The following is a 14533-nucleotide window of genomic DNA, read 5'->3' as shown; positions in this document are numbered from 1 at the left end:
TGCCATGGCCAAACTCGGCTCACCTTCGTTAAGCTGCAGCCGGTTACGCGCGATAGACCCCGTTTGGCGTAATGAGTGGAACGCAACCGAAGGATCGACCATGGCAGCCAGCAGTAATTTCGCCTTTCTCCAGGAGCACGACCCGGTTTTCCTGCAGCTTGCGAGCACAGCCGAGCAGGTCTTCGCCAGCGATCCCAACACCACCCTGATCAAGTTGCGTCAACTCGGCGAAGCCTTGGCCCAGGATTTGGCCAGCCGCGCCGGCATCGAGTTCGATGCCACCACCACGCAGTCCGACCTGCTCTACAAGCTCAGCCGCGAGATCCAGTTGGATCAGAACATCCGTAGCCTGTTCCATACCCTGCGCGTCGAGGGCAACAAGGCCACCCACGAGTTCCGCACCCAGCACCGTGAGGCCATGGATGGGCTGAAGGTCGCCCGTGCTCTGGCCATCTGGTATCACCAGTCGTTCGGCAAGAATGCTCATGCGTTCAAACCTGGCCCCTTCGTCACCCCCGAAGATCCCAGCGCTCCGCTGCGCGATCTGCAAAGTCAGATCGAACAGCTCAAGACGCAGCTCAGCGAGTCCAGCCAGCAACTGGAGAGCAACCAGAAGTTGGCTGACCTGCTCAAGCAGGAAGCCGAAGAATACGCCGTGCTTGCCGAGCAGATGGATGCCGAATCGCGCAGCCATAAGCAGCTAGCCGCCGAACACGAAGCTGCGTTGCAAAAGCTGCGCAGTGAGCACGAAAAAAGCCTCAAAGCCCTGCAGCAGCAACTGGCGGCCCAGCCACAAGCCAGCCAACAGGTCGCCAAGCTGACTCAGCAGGCCAGCAGCAGCTTCGACCTATCCGAAGACCTCACCCGCATCTTGATCGACCAGCAGTTGATCGACGCCGGCTGGGAAGCCGACTCCCTCGACCTCACCTACGGCAAGGGAGCGCGCCCGGAGAAGGGCAAGAACAAGGCCATCGCCGAATGGCCCACCAGCAGCCCCAAAGCCTGCGCCGACTACGTACTGTTCGCTGGTCTTACGCCCATCGCCATCGTTGAAGCCAAGCGTAAGCGCATCAATATCGCCGACCGCATTCCCCAGGCCGAGCGCTATGCCCGTGAGTTCAACTTGGCGACCGAACATCAGCAGCCCTGGCTGCTGGCTGGCCAAGCTCAGCCCTGGAATGATGGCCAGGGTGGTCACTTCCGCGTGCCCTTTGCCTTCGCCTGCAACGGCCGGCCCTTTATCAAGCAGCTCGCCGAACAGTCCGGCACCTGGTTCCGTGACCTGCGCAGCCCAGCCAACACACGCCGCCCGCTGCAAGACTTCCACAAACCGGATGACCTGCTCGACCTGCTCAAACGCAGCCAGGCAGATGCCGAGGCCAAGCTCAAGACCGAAGGCTTCGCCTACCTCAAGCTGCGCGACTACCAGGAAAAAGCCATCCAGGCCGTGGAGCAGGCCCTGGCCAACAATCAGCGTGACTGCCTACTGGCCATGGCCACCGGCACCGGAAAAACCCGCACCATCATTGGCCTGATGTACCGCCTTCTGAAGGCCGAACGCTTCAAGCGCATTCTGTTTCTGGTTGACCGCAGCGCCCTGGGCCAGCAAGCCATCGACGCGTTCAACGACACCACGCTTGAGCAGAATCACACCCTGGCGCAGATCTACGACATCAAAGAGCTAGGCGACATGGCTGCCGAAGCGGAAACCCGCATTCAGGTGGCCACCGTGCAGGCTATGGTCAGCCGCATTTTCCGCTCGGATAACCCGCCGCCCGTAGGCGAATTCGACTGCATCATCGTCGACGAAGCCCACCGGGGCTACACCCTCGACCAGGAAATGACCGAAGGTGAGTTGGCCGTGCGCGATCACAGCCAGTACCTCTCACAATACCGCCGCGTGCTCGACCACTTCGACGCCTGCCGCATCGGCCTCACCGCCACCCCGGCCAAGCACACCAGTGAAATCTTCGGCAAACCGGTATTCACCTACAGCTACCGCGAAGCCGTGGCCGACGACTGGCTGGTGGATCACGAACCACCGATTCGCTACGAGACCCAACTCAGCAAGCATGGTATTCGCTTCGAGAAAGGCGAGTCGGTCAGCGTTATCAACACCCAAACCGGCGAAGTCGACGTAGCCGAGCTGGAAGATGAACTCAGCTTCAACATCGAGTCGTTCAACCGCCGCGTGATCACCCCGGCCTTTGACAAGGTCATCTGTTATGAACTGGCCAAGGAGCTGGACCCGTTTGGCGAAGAGAAGACCATGATCTTCTGCGTCAATCAGGCCCATGCCGAGCGAGTCAAAAACCTGCTCGACGAAGCATTCAAAGAAGCCTACGGCGAGCAGTACAACCAGGCCGCCGTGGAAATCATCACCGGCCAGAGCGACAAGGTTGAAACGCTGATTCGCCGCTACAAGAACGAGCCCACCCCCAATATCGCCATTACCGTCGACCTGCTCACCACCGGCATCGACGTACCGAAAATCTGCAACCTGGTATTTATGCGCCGGGTGCGCTCGCGCATCCTCTACGAGCAGATGAAAGGCCGCGCCACTCGCCGCTGCGACGACATCGGCAAAACCGTTTTCCGCATCTACGACCCCGTCGACCTCTACACCAGCCTGGAAGCGGTCGACACCATGAAGCCCCTGGTGAAGAACCCCAACATCAGCCTGGAGCAACTGGTCAGCGAACTCACCAGCGGTGCCAGCCATGACGCACCCGGCAGTCAGGACGACAACAGCCACGCCCATGACGTACTCGACCAACTGAGCCAGCGCGTCATGCGTATCCTGCGCAAGGCCCAGCACAAGGCCGAGGACAAACCCTCGCTGAAGAAAAAGCTCGATGAGCTGCAAGAAGTGTGGGGCGTTGAGCCGGCTCAGTTACATAAACACCTGCACGACCTTGGCCCGCAGCAAGCGGCCAACTTCGTCCGCCAGCACAGCCAGCTGATCAACCAGCTCGCCGCCGTCAGTGCCCTGCTCGGCTCGGAGAACTACCCGGTTATTTCCACCCACAGCGATGAACTGCTGGTGCGTGAGCAGAACTACGGGCAAAACCAGAAACCAGCCGACTACCTGGAAAGCTTCAACGACTTTATTCGCAACCAACTCAATCAGTCCGCCGCCCTTGGCGTGGTGGTCAACCGCCCCAAGGATCTGACCCGCGAGCAACTGCGAGAAGTCCGCCTGCTGCTCGACCAGCACGGTTTCAGCGAAGCCAGCCTGAAAAGCGCTTGGCGCAACCAGACCAACCAGGAAATCGCCGCCAGCATCATTGGCTACATTCGCCAGGCTGCCATCGGCGAAGCCCTACTGCCCTTCGACCAACGCGTGGCCAAGGCCATGCAAACCATCTACACCCAGCAACCTTGGACGCCCGTACAACGCAAATGGCTGGATCGTCTGGCCAAGCAACTGGTGCATGAGGTGGTCATCGATCCGCAGCAGGTCAACGATGCGTTCCGCAACGATGGCGGCCTCAAAGCGCTGGATCGCAACTTGGGCGGCAACCTGGAACGGGTATTGGAAGCGTTGAATGACAACCTTTGGTCGGCAGTTGGATGAGCATTGACTCACCGTTAATTTCCCGACAGAAGGTGTCCTCGGTCCCAGGACAGAGGACACCTTCGCTCGAAGCCAGTCACTCGCTGTATATGGGCAACCAGCCTCACCCACAGACAACCAAGCACGCCAATCCGCTCATCATTACAGTGCCAAACCCCTTGCAAAACACTGCCATGGTGCATAACCTCTCAAACAACACACCCGCCATGCCTATGGTTGCTTCGGCAGCTACGCACAAATTGAGCGGGTTTTTTATGCCCGGTAGTTTTTCCGCATGAAGCCCTTCAGCAAGCCAGCCATTGATATTCCTGCGCAGCTGGCCCTGCTCAAACAGCGTGGGCTTACCATCCAAGACGAAGCCAAGGCGCACTGCTTTCTGGAAGCGGTCAGCTTCTTCCGCCTCACGCCCTACATGCGCCCCTTCCAGCTCTCGGAAGATGCTGACCACGGTTTCAAGCCCGGCACGCGCCTGCAGGCACTCACCCGTCTGTATGACTTCGACCGTCGCCTACGCCTGCTGGTCATGGATGCCATCGAGCGCATAGAAGTCGCGGCCAGGGCCGTTATTAGCAACCACATGGGGCCGCAATATGGCTCGCACTGGTATCTGGAGCCAAAGTTCTTCCAGCGCAGCTACCGGCACCAGGCGCTCCTCGATAGCATCCGCAGCAAGCAGGACAAGGCATTCCAGGATCATCTGCGCGAATGCCAGCGCATCGACGCCTCCCAAGCGTCTGAGGCCCGCAAAGAGCAGCTCAAGAGCATGCGCGCTAAGGAAAGCTACGCACGTCATTACGCCCTGACATACAACAGCCCCGAGCTAATGCCCGCCTGGGCGGCCATGGAAGAAATCACCCTGGGCGATCTCTCGCACCTGTTCAAAGGCCTGGCCCGCGATGCCGACAAAAAGGCCATCGCCAAACGCCTGAAACTGCCCGCCCCGCTGCTGCAATCCTGGCTGCACACCCTGACCACCATCCGCAATATTTGCGCGCATCACGCACGCCTATGGAACCGCGAGCTGGGCATTCGTCCCGAACTACCCAGGACGGTCAATTTCCCCTGGCCGCAACACCTGCAACAACCCGGACAACATGCCCGCCTATTCACCGTGCTGTGCATCCTCAACCTGCTGATGCGCCAGGTTAGCCCGCATACCAGTTGGGACAGGCGTCTGCACGACTTACTGGCAGAGTTTCCAGAGACCAACCTACGGGCCATGGGCTTTCCGCCCGACTGGCAGAACGATCCTTTCTGGCAAACACCCGGCTAAACCACCCTATTTCCCCGTGAGCCGAATAGCCAATTTATTCGGCTCACGTCATGAGCCAATTAGAGATCACCCCATGACCAACTCCGACATCGTCCAGAAGCTCTGGAACCTCTGCGACATCCTCAAGGATGACGGCATCAACTACAGCGACTACGTCACCGAGCTGGTCTTGCTGCTCTTCAGCAAAATGGAATACGAGCAGGTGCAGAACAACGCCAGCTTCGCCCACAAGCTGCCCGAAGGTGCGCGCTGGTCAGACCTGGCGGGTAAATCCGGCCTGACCCTGCTCAACCACTACCGGCAAATGCTGCTGGATCTGGGCAAAAGCAGCGACCCCTTGATTGCCGCCATCTATGCCGATGCGCAAACCAGCATCCGCGAGCCACGTCACCTCGAACAGCTGATCAAAAGCCTCGACTCCATCGACTGGTTCAGCGCGCAAAAAGATGGCCTGGGCGACCTCTACGAAGGCCTGCTGGAAAAGAACGCCACTGAAACCAAATCCGGTGCCGGTCAGTACTTCACCCCGCGTCCGTTGATCGACAGCATCATCAACTGCCTCAAGCCGCAGCCCGGTGAGACAATCCAAGACCCGGCCGCCGGCACCGCAGGCTTCCTGATTGCCGCCGACGCCTATATCAAGCGCCACACCGACGACCACTACGACCTCGACGCCAAGGCCCAGGCCTTCCAGCGCAACCGCGCCTTTGTCGGCATCGAACTGGTGCCCGGCACCCGCCGCCTGGCCCTGATGAACACCCTGCTGCACGGCATGGAAGGCGATGAGGAAGGCGTGGTGCACCTGGGCAACGCCCTTGGCCAAAGCGGCGCCAATCTGCCCAAGGTGGACGTGATCCTCTCCAACCCACCCTTCGGCACTGCCAAAGGTGGCGGTGGCCCGACTCGCGACGACCTCACCTACAAAACCAGCAACAAGCAGCTGGCCTTCCTCCAGCATATCTACCGTGGCCTCAAACCCGGTGGCCGCGCTGCCGTGGTGCTGCCGGACAACGTGCTGTTCGAGGCCGGCGTCGGCACCGAAGTGCGCCGCGACCTGATGGAAAAATGCAACCTGCACACGATCCTGCGCCTGCCCACCGGCATCTTCTACGCCCAGGGCGTAAAGACCAACGTGCTGTTCTTCCAGAAAGGCACGCAGGCCAACCCGCGTCAGGAACAGGGCTGCACCCAGCGCGTATGGGTCTATGACCTGCGCAGCAACATGCCCAGCTTCGGCAAACGCACGCCCTTTGGCGCGCAGCACCTAAAACCCTTCGAGGACGCCTACGGTGACGACCCCAACGGCCACAGCCCGCGCGCCGAAAACGTCGAAGGGATTGGCGAGCTGAGCCGCTTCCGCGTTTTCACCCGCGAGCAGATCCGCGAACGCGGCGACTCGCTGGACATCAGCTGGCTCAAGGATGCCGACAGCCTGGATGCGGCCGACCTGCCCGCCCCGGAAGTGCTGGCCGGCGAGGCCATGGCCGAACTGACCGAGGCCCTGCATGAGCTGGAAGAATTGATGAAGGCGCTGGGTGCTGGCGATGAAGTGGCGGCGCAGAAGCAGCTGCTCGCTGAAGTGATGGGGCTCGCCGTCAGCGAGGAGGAGGTATGAGCATGGAGGCTCCCGCCAACTGGCTGCCTGCGAGTTTCGATGATGTATTCGCGCAAATCTCGACTTCTGGAAAGAAGGTAAAGACCGCAGATGTTTTAGTCAAAGGCAAGTTCCCCGTAGTTGATCAAGGGCGAAAATTCATTACTGGCTATCTGGATGATGCTCACTTAGTGGTTGCTGACGATAAGCCGCTGATAATTTTTGGCGATCACACTCGCGAGGTTAAATGGATAAATTTCTCATTTATCCCAGGTGCCGACGGCGTACAAGTCCTCAAGCCGCACCCAGAAATGGATGGACGTTTCCTATATTTCTTTCTGCGCAACCTTCCGATTGAAAGCAAGGGGTACGCAAGGCATTTCAAGATCGTCAAGGATGCAACGTATCTGGTTCCTCCACTCGCCGAACAAACCCGCATCGCCGCCAAGCTCGACGAACTGCTGGCCCAGGTCGACACCCTCAAAGCCCGCATCGACGGCATCCCCGCGCTGCTCAAACGCTTCCGCCAATCCGTCCTCGCCGCCGCCGTTTCCGGGCGGTTGACGGAGGAGTGGCGGGCGCAGCATCCGGGGGAGATCGATCAAGAAGAGCTCATACAGGCTCGTCGTCTTACGCTTGGCAGTAAAGAATCAAGCTGTACTGCCCCAGGAGGTATTTGTGATGGACCTGCAGAAATCCCTGGCGGGTGGATTGGATGTGAATTTGATCTGCTATGTGAAATTAAGCATGGCTACGCCTTTGAATCAGAGTTTTTTTCTGACTCTGGCCCGATAGTTCTGACTCCGGGAAATTTTACTGAGAGCGGCCTGCTTGATTTCAAGAAGAAAAGAGTTGTCAGGCTAGAGGGGGAGTTTGAACAAAAGTGGGTTTTGAATAATGGCGACATCCTCGTCGTAATGACTGACCTATCCCCCAAGAAGCTGATCCTTGGAAAAGCCGTATGCCTTACTAGCAATGACGTCGTTCTGCACAATCAACGTATTGGGAAAGTTGTGCCTTTTTCCAAGCAAGTATCTAAGGATTTTCTGCGGCTAGCATTGCTTGCCCCCAAAACGAAGCAGATAGTCGATGAAACTGCTACCGGGACTGTTGTGCAGCACACGTCTCCCAAGAAGATATTGGCAATACCAACGCTACTGCCCCCCCTAGCAGAGCAAACCGAAATCGTCCGCCGCGTCGAGCAACTCTTCTCCTTCGCTGACCAGCTTGAAAACAAAGTCAACTCGGCCAAAATCCGCATCGACCATCTGACCCAAAGTATTTTGGCTAAAGCCTTTAGAGGCGAGTTGGTGCCTCAAGACCCGAACGACGAACACGCCAGCCTGCTGCTGGAGCGCATCAAAGCCCAACGCGCCGCGGCGCCCAAGGCCAAGCGCGGCAGAAAGGCATCGGCGTGAGCCGCGTCGAACAACGCTTCGCCTTGGCGAATCACATCCCTGTGATTCGCCCTTCGGGCCAGCCTGCGGCTGTCCAAAATCGCTCCCGGCGATTTTGTGCCGACCAACTGGAAGCCAAGGTCGCCTCGGCCAAAAGCCGTATCGACCACCTGACCCAAAGCATGGACTCGCGCGTCCCTGCGCTCGGGCCTTCGGCCCAGCCTGCAGCTGCCCAATATCGCTCCCGGCGATATTGTCTGGCCAAAGCCTTCAGAGGCGAACTGGTACCCCAAGACCCCAACGACGAGCCGGCCAGCGTGCTGCTGGAGCGCATCAAAACCCAACGCGCCGCAGCGCCCAAGGCCAAGCGCGGTAGAAAAGCCTCGGCATAAACACGCCATTCATCCGCTAACGCAGGAGCTGCCGCATGAACCCCAAGGACTGGATTGATTTGCTGCAGCGCCTGTTTGCCTGGCTCAGTGAGCGGCGCAACCCGGTACGCCAGCAGGCAGCACGCGTACTGGCGACCTTCGAAGCCCATGGCGTGGCCCGCACTGAGATCAATGCCCTGCTGCCGGAAGCGCTACAGCTAAGTGCCTACCAATGGTCGAATGCCGATCAGCTCAAGCTGGTCTTGCGGCAGACACATCTCGATTGGCTCAACCAGCATTTCGCGCTGGAAGAAGGCTGGCTGAACGGACAAAGCGATTCAGCCCACCAGCACCTCTTCAGCTACAAAGCGCCGGAACGGCTACATCAATGGTTTCAGGAGCACCGTACACCCGAGGCCTGCTTAGAATTCAAGTTGCATCTGCTTACACCAAACATCCACGAAATCGGGCCGGACTCAGCAGGCTATTACGCCCTGATTTTGGAGCAAAGGGATGAGGACTATTCAACGTACGGGCGCTTTTACCATCTGATCGAAGGCGGCCACTTTGAGCATCGGCCATGCTTGATCCATCTCCAACAGGTATTGGCAATCGCCTATTACCATGGCGCCATCATGCGACGCTCACAGCTGGAGGCGGCCTCCCTGTATCAGCTGAGCCACCATAAAGGGTTTATCCCCAACTGGCTGGACAGATGCCGCCCTCACCCGCTAGAAGCCGACCATGAGCTCTGGCCACACTTCTCCGGGCACTCCCCATGGCTGGATGAATTGCGCACAGATGCCGAACAGGGCCTACGCCGCGCCGGGCTAGCCGAGGTGATTGAAAAACTGCACCAGGATACCCAACGCTTCTCACTGCAGCCCAGCAGCCTCCTGTTGGCAACACCTCTGCCCCGCTGATTGCAGGACGATTTATCCGCCAGATTTCTTTCTCCAGTTACGCCTACTTTCGGTACTATCCGGTAACTTAGGATTACTTAGGGTTAGAAATGGACTTCTCCCCCATCATCGCGCAGGTCTGGGGAATGCTGGTCTGGTTTACACCAGCAGTGTTTCTGATCACCCTTCTCAAGTCGCCTTGGGCCAAGGGTCATATCGGCGAACTCCTGGTGCGGCTGTTTGCCCATTGGCAGCTGGATAAGCAAACCTACCGTCGCCTGCACAACGTCACGCTGAACACGCCAGACGGCACCACGCAGATCGACCACGTATTCCTATCGCCTTACGGCATCTTCGTGCTGGAAACGAAGAACATGAGCGGCTGGATCTTCGGCAGCGAGAAGCAAGCGCAGTGGACGCAGAAGCTCTACAAGCGCACCTTCAAATTCCAGAACCCACTACGGCAGAACTACAAGCACCTCAAAGCCCTGGAAGCCACCCTTGGCGTAAACCCGGAGCACCTGCACTCGGTGATCACCTTTGTCGGCGGCAGCACCTTCAAAACCGAGGTGCCGGCTAACGTGACTCAAGGCATCGGCTTTATCCGCTATATCAAATCATTCCGGCAGCCTGTACTCAGCGAGGCTGAAGTCGACGCCATGCTGCACGCCCTGCAAACCGGTCGCCGCGCGCCGACCCTCGCCACCCACCGCGAGCATGTGCAAAACCTCAAACGCCGAAGCGACCCGACAGCTGAGCGACAGTGCCCGAAATGTGGCAGTGCGCTGCTAATCCGTACGGTGAAATCAGGGGCAAACGCGGGGCAGCAGTTTTGGGGATGCTCGGCGTTTCCTAAGTGCCGAACGATGCAGAATTTATAGATACAAAAGGAGTGTAAAAATTGTGGTCTGCCCCAAATACTTAAAATCTAGCATTATCACGCTTTGTACATTGGCATGACGCGCATTAGCCTCGTACGGGAAATCTATGGAAATCAGCCCAAATAAAGTATGGGAAAGAAAGGAATGGGAAGAGCATGTAAATGATCTTCTCAGAATAAAACATGGACAAGAAAACTATGTCCCCATACCCGACAGGCATAATGGAGATGCCGGAATTGAAGGATTTTCCTTCTGCGGCAATGCCTATCAAGCTTTCTGCCCTGAAGAGCTTTGCACTATGGCGCAGCTCTATGAAAAGCAGCGCGACAAAATGACAACTGACATCAACAAATTCATAGAAAACAAAGACAACGTTCTGTCATCAATCCTCGGCCCAACCAAGATCAGGCGATGGATACTTGTCGTACCAAACCACCTATCAAAACATCTGAACGCTCACGCCTCGACAAAAACAGCAGAAGTAATTGCCGCCCAGCTACCTTACGTTGACAGTACAGATTTCCACGTTCTTGTATGGGACAGAAGCACATTTAAGACAGAAGAGTCGGAGCTATTAGAGCAAGGCATCAGAGTGCTCCGACTGGAAAGGAAAACAATATCAGATAATGACATAAGTGCTTACCAAGCCGACAAGTCAGAATTTGCAAGCAACATAGAAACGAAGCTATCAAAGCTTAAACCAGCATCCCAACATCAAATCGAGAAGGCTAGGGATGCAATGTTTAAGCAGGCAATCTACGCCCAGAACATGCTTGAGGATCTAAAACAGGAGTATCCTGAATACCACTCTCAAATCACTTCTGGAGTGATGGAAAGGGAGGAAAAACTACACGTTGAGTACTTCGAAGCACAACAAAAAAGTCCAACTCAACATGCAACCGCTCTTAAAGAAGCCCTTGCCAAGAAAAGCAAGCTCCACGAGGACAATCTGGACTGCATTGCAACCGGAACCGTTGCCGATTGGCTTATGCGCTGCAATTTGGATTTTGAATAAATGGATATCTTAGACACCATCCCAAATAGAGTAGTCTTTCGACAAACCGGCACCCCAGTAGAGCCAGAACTCAGACCGCTCTGGAGAATATCTCTAATTGCTCTTGTCCTGCTCAAACTTAGCTCTGGGAATAAAGCAGGAGTAAAAAAAATACAAGTGCTTAGCTCTTTGGTTTCATCCCACGAAAAGAGGAAGAATTATTTTTCTGAGATCCAAGATCTCTTTTCCGCTGTAAATGTCAGATTTGACCCTCTAGTGGATAGAGCTATCAACATAGGACTAGGCGAGGGAATTTTCGAACTAGAGCCATCCAAAAGCATTAAGCTGTCGACTAGAGGCCTAACATTCGCCAAATCAATTGACGCCGACGAAGAAGTATTTGCGGAAGAAAAAGAATTCATGCAGAACTTTAGCAAGTCCTTTTTCACCGACACCATTATTGACAAACTAATTTCCGGTGACCTTCGTGAGCAGGCTTAAGATAAACAGACTAAAAATAATATCCAAGACAAACGAAGGAAACTTTGGAGTAGACATACCCTTTACTCATGGACTGAATATTATTCGAGCTGACAACACACTAGGCAAGTCAACCTGCGTGCAAAGTATTGTATACGCATTAGGCCTAGAGGGAACCTTAGGGCCCAGCAGGAAAAACCCATTAAAGTCTGCACTAACCAGCAAACTTAAAAAAATCGATGGCAGGTATGCGCTCGTCACAGAGTCCAGAGTCAGCCTAGAGATATCCAACAGCACAGGCGAGACAATCACAATATCAAGAAGCGGCATAGAAGACAAAAGCCGAGTAATATCAGTTTATCCCAAAAAAATTGATAGTATCGATTTTTCTTCCGACACCTCCTTTACAGACTACTTTGTTCGAGATCCTGGCGCAGCGGTTAGAGAACGAGGCTTCCATAATTTCTTAGAGAACTTTCTTGGAATAGAAGACCCACAAGTTGTCAAATATGATGGAAGTACTTGCCCCCTCTACTTAGAGTCAATTTTTTCAGTAAATTATGTTGAACAAACTAGAGGCTGGGGCGGAATTCTGAACATACTCCCTACTTACCTCGGAATCAAAGATCTCGCCAACAGAGTTCTTGAATACAACCTAGATCTAGACATCCAAGAGAACAACAAAAAGAGACAACAGTTGCTTGTCAAAAGAAATGATCTTGAGTCTACCTGGACTGTAACAATTGAAAAACTTATTTCAACCGCACGACAGATTTACGCATTTGTTGAGCCTACCGTCAGCGATGACATCGGCAAGCAAGGAGCCATAAACAACTCAACTGATCTTTACGTCTTAGACAGTGAGTCCCGCAAAACAAATCTGTCCGGCTACTTAGAAAAACTTAAGACCGAACTAGCAACATCAAAATCAACTTTCACCTCCACTTCTGAAAATGAGTCAAAAGCCCTCGCCCAAGAGCTAGAACTCAACCTCTTAATGAAAAAACTTTCAGAAGAGGAGTCGGCTATTTCAATTATTTTGTCGGATATAGACGTCAGCGAAGACTACGTCAGATCTATTGACAAGCGAATCCAAGCAGTAAAGGAAGGATTACGCAAATATCGAGACATAAAAAAAATTCATGATTACGGCTCCACTGAAGAATTTAAATTCTTAAATGGTCGCTGCCCAACCTGCAATCAGCCAATAGAAGATTCGTTGCTCCCCCACATGCACAACCAGTCTGCGCTAGGGATTGACGACAATATCAAGTATCTAGAGAAACAGCTTTCAGTTTTTGACTCCCTAAGAGCAGGAGAAGAAAGCAAGGCGCTAACCAAAAGGACACTGATCCTTCAGGCCCAAGACAAAGTAAATCTGACAAGAGCTGAAATTCGCTCACTAAAAGAAAGTCTTCTTGACGTTAAAGGAGCCCCATCTAGAGCTCAACTTAGGAAAGAAATTCTGCTTGAGGAAAAAATCGAAGCGATCGAAAGAACTCTTACACTTGAGATCGAAATTAAAGAGAAACTATCAGCCGTAAAATTAGAGTGGTCTAGAGTAGTAGGCGCAATTTCAAAGCTCCCGTGGGATGGCTTTAGCCGCAACGACTACATTAAGCTCGCAAAGCTAACTGAACAGTTTAAGAAAAACTTGAGTGACTTTGAATACAAAAGCACTCCCATTGAAGATTTTGAAATTTCAAAACGCACATACAAGCCCTCAATTGACGATGTTGACTTAGGCTCCGAGGCCTCTGCCAGTGACAACATAAGGGTTATCTGGGCCTACCTATATTCCCTTCTAACTTTAGACAACTATCTGGAAGGACTAAATACCAATCACCTCGGCTTGCTTATTCTAGATGAACCACGCCAACAAGAAACTAAAGAAGTCAACTTCAAGACATTCATTGAAAGAGCATCTGAAACTCGCAGCATGGAGCGACAAGTCATAATAGCCACCAGCGAGAAGCACGCAGACTTAACAAGAATGATTGAGGGACTTCCTGTAAACGTAATCAATTTTGAAACACCCTTGATTTCTAAGATGGCCTAGCTCACTTTGCATGCGTAAGAAATAAAGCCGGGGGCAGTGGATGCTACGGCCCAAATTGAAACGAGCGCTGGCTTAGCCTGAGAAAAAGCTAGGAGCTTCGGATCTAAGGCCTTCCGGGTACAGAAAATCAGTACACTGACGGTACAGTGCCAAGCTTTTACAGATTACGCTCAATTACGCTTAACCCGCTCTACGACGCTACTTTCAGCTAACTGTACCTACCCTAAGCTACGCCCGATTTCTCTAGGCTTGCAGCGTTTCTAGGCAACTCATAATCCTTTGGTCCACAGTTCGAATCCGTGTGGGCCCACCACCTTCAAAGCCGCGCATTGCGCGGCTTTTCTGTACCTTTCTGCCGTCCCCTAGCAGCTCCCTAACAAATCGCTTCAGGTTTCCTTAGCCCAACGCACTCCTGCCCGCTCTACATTAGAAATACCGTTTACTGTCCTAAACTAACCAAGCAGAAAACATTCCTTCGTCAGGTAGCGCTTTAGCCCCGCCAAGCTAGCCTCCAATCTCCAGGGATCGCAGGGTGCTTATCATGCAATCAATCAAAAGCTGGCTTCTGGCATCCGCCATTACGTTGTTCAGCCTGGGCGCAGGCGCGACGGAGAACAGCTACAGCGAAGCCTATGGCGAGTGTATGGATGCCTCCAATGGTCTGACGCTGAATATGCTCGACTGCATCGACAGTGAGCTAAAAAGGCAGGACGCGCGCCTAAATCAGAGCTACAAGGCGGCCATGCAGGGACTGACGACGGAGCAGCAAAGGCAGCTGCGTGATGCACAGCGTTTATGGATCAAGTTCAGGGATACCGATTGCGCTCTGCTCAGCGACCTCACGGGCGGCACCATTGATAGTCTCAACAGTGCCTCGTGCCTGCTGGACAGGACCGGCAGGCGTGCCGACGACCTCGCCTGGCTGGCCGCGCCAGGCTTGTAAGCTGCATTGCCCTACAACCGAGGCATTAGGATGTGTACGAAAAGTCGTCGAGCGAAGGTCAG

The 14533-nt window shown here is 54.4% G+C and carries 11 protein-coding genes; all 11 read left to right on the top strand.

Annotated elements, in window-relative coordinates; all coding sequences use genetic code 11:
• Window positions 1-100 precede the first annotated feature (100 nt).
• The 11 genes from hsdR to BN1079_RS14220 all read left to right on the top strand — a co-directional run bounded on the left by hsdR (window position 101) and on the right by BN1079_RS14220 (window position 14471).
• Window positions 101-3577 carry a type I restriction-modification system endonuclease gene (gene hsdR / locus BN1079_RS14270; RefSeq protein ID WP_037025586.1) on the top strand — a complete coding sequence of 1159 codons (3477 nt, stop codon included), beginning with the start codon at window positions 101-103 and terminating at the stop codon, window positions 3575-3577.
• 274 nt (window positions 3578-3851) lie between these two features.
• Window positions 3852-4850: an Abi family protein gene (locus tag BN1079_RS14265; protein WP_037025584.1), complete on the top strand. Its 999-nt coding sequence runs from the start codon at window positions 3852-3854 to the stop codon at window positions 4848-4850.
• Window positions 4851-4923: 73 nt separating this feature from the next.
• Window positions 4924-6465 (top strand): class I SAM-dependent DNA methyltransferase, encoded by a 1542-nt coding sequence (locus BN1079_RS14260; RefSeq protein WP_037025583.1) that lies wholly within the window; start codon window positions 4924-4926, stop codon window positions 6463-6465.
• Complete coding sequence (locus tag BN1079_RS17640) at window positions 6462-7862, top strand: restriction endonuclease subunit S (protein WP_139053065.1); 1401 nt, start codon at window positions 6462-6464, stop codon at window positions 7860-7862. The genes BN1079_RS14260 and BN1079_RS17640 overlap by 4 nt, the downstream gene beginning before the upstream one ends.
• Window positions 7859-8233 (top strand): hypothetical protein, encoded by a 375-nt coding sequence (locus BN1079_RS17740; RefSeq protein WP_231850788.1) that lies wholly within the window; start codon window positions 7859-7861, stop codon window positions 8231-8233. The genes BN1079_RS17640 and BN1079_RS17740 overlap by 4 nt, the downstream gene beginning before the upstream one ends.
• Window positions 8234-8268: 35 nt before the next feature.
• On the top strand, window positions 8269-9135 hold the full coding sequence (locus BN1079_RS14245; RefSeq protein WP_037025582.1) for a hypothetical protein: 867 nt from the start codon (window positions 8269-8271) through the stop codon (window positions 9133-9135).
• A gap of 89 nt (window positions 9136-9224) precedes the next feature.
• Window positions 9225-9995 carry a nuclease-related domain-containing protein gene (locus BN1079_RS14240; protein WP_037025581.1) on the top strand — a complete coding sequence of 257 codons (771 nt, stop codon included), beginning with the start codon at window positions 9225-9227 and terminating at the stop codon, window positions 9993-9995.
• A gap of 106 nt (window positions 9996-10101) precedes the next feature.
• A complete protein-coding gene (locus tag BN1079_RS14235; protein ID WP_037025580.1) occupies window positions 10102-11010 on the top strand; it encodes a hypothetical protein in 909 nt (302 codons plus the stop codon).
• Window positions 11011-11490 (top strand): hypothetical protein, encoded by a 480-nt coding sequence (locus BN1079_RS14230; protein ID WP_037025574.1) that lies wholly within the window; start codon window positions 11011-11013, stop codon window positions 11488-11490.
• Window positions 11477-13528 carry a coiled-coil domain-containing protein gene (locus BN1079_RS14225; RefSeq protein ID WP_037025554.1) on the top strand — a complete coding sequence of 684 codons (2052 nt, stop codon included), beginning with the start codon at window positions 11477-11479 and terminating at the stop codon, window positions 13526-13528. The genes BN1079_RS14230 and BN1079_RS14225 overlap by 14 nt, the downstream gene beginning before the upstream one ends.
• A 541-nt stretch (window positions 13529-14069) precedes the next feature.
• Window positions 14070-14471, top strand: a complete 402-nt coding sequence (locus tag BN1079_RS14220) for a lysozyme inhibitor LprI family protein (RefSeq protein ID WP_037026986.1) — start codon at window positions 14070-14072, stop codon at window positions 14469-14471.
• Window positions 14472-14533 lie beyond the last annotated feature (62 nt).

The sequence above is a fragment of the Pseudomonas saudiphocaensis genome, from assembly GCF_000756775.1.
GTDB lineage: Bacteria > Pseudomonadota > Gammaproteobacteria > Pseudomonadales > Pseudomonadaceae > Stutzerimonas > Stutzerimonas saudiphocaensis.
This window is presented reverse-complemented; position numbering and strand designations above follow the sequence as displayed.

Excerpts from the sequence above, each read along its gene's own strand:
- hsdR (WP_037025586.1), top strand. The coding sequence starts at position 101 with ATGGCAGCCAGCAGTAATTTCGCCTTTCTCCAGGAGCACGACCCGGTT.
- BN1079_RS14265 (WP_037025584.1), top strand. The coding sequence starts at position 3,852 with ATGAAGCCCTTCAGCAAGCCAGCCATTGATATTCCTGCGCAGCTGGCC.
- BN1079_RS14260 (WP_037025583.1), top strand. The coding sequence starts at position 4,924 with ATGACCAACTCCGACATCGTCCAGAAGCTCTGGAACCTCTGCGACATC.
- BN1079_RS17640 (WP_139053065.1), top strand. The coding sequence starts at position 6,462 with ATGAGCATGGAGGCTCCCGCCAACTGGCTGCCTGCGAGTTTCGATGAT.
- BN1079_RS14245 (WP_037025582.1), top strand. The coding sequence starts at position 8,269 with ATGAACCCCAAGGACTGGATTGATTTGCTGCAGCGCCTGTTTGCCTGG.
- BN1079_RS14240 (WP_037025581.1), top strand. The coding sequence starts at position 9,225 with ATGGACTTCTCCCCCATCATCGCGCAGGTCTGGGGAATGCTGGTCTGG.
- BN1079_RS14235 (WP_037025580.1), top strand. The coding sequence starts at position 10,102 with ATGGAAATCAGCCCAAATAAAGTATGGGAAAGAAAGGAATGGGAAGAG.
- BN1079_RS14230 (WP_037025574.1), top strand. The coding sequence starts at position 11,011 with ATGGATATCTTAGACACCATCCCAAATAGAGTAGTCTTTCGACAAACC.
- BN1079_RS14220 (WP_037026986.1), top strand. The coding sequence starts at position 14,070 with ATGCAATCAATCAAAAGCTGGCTTCTGGCATCCGCCATTACGTTGTTC.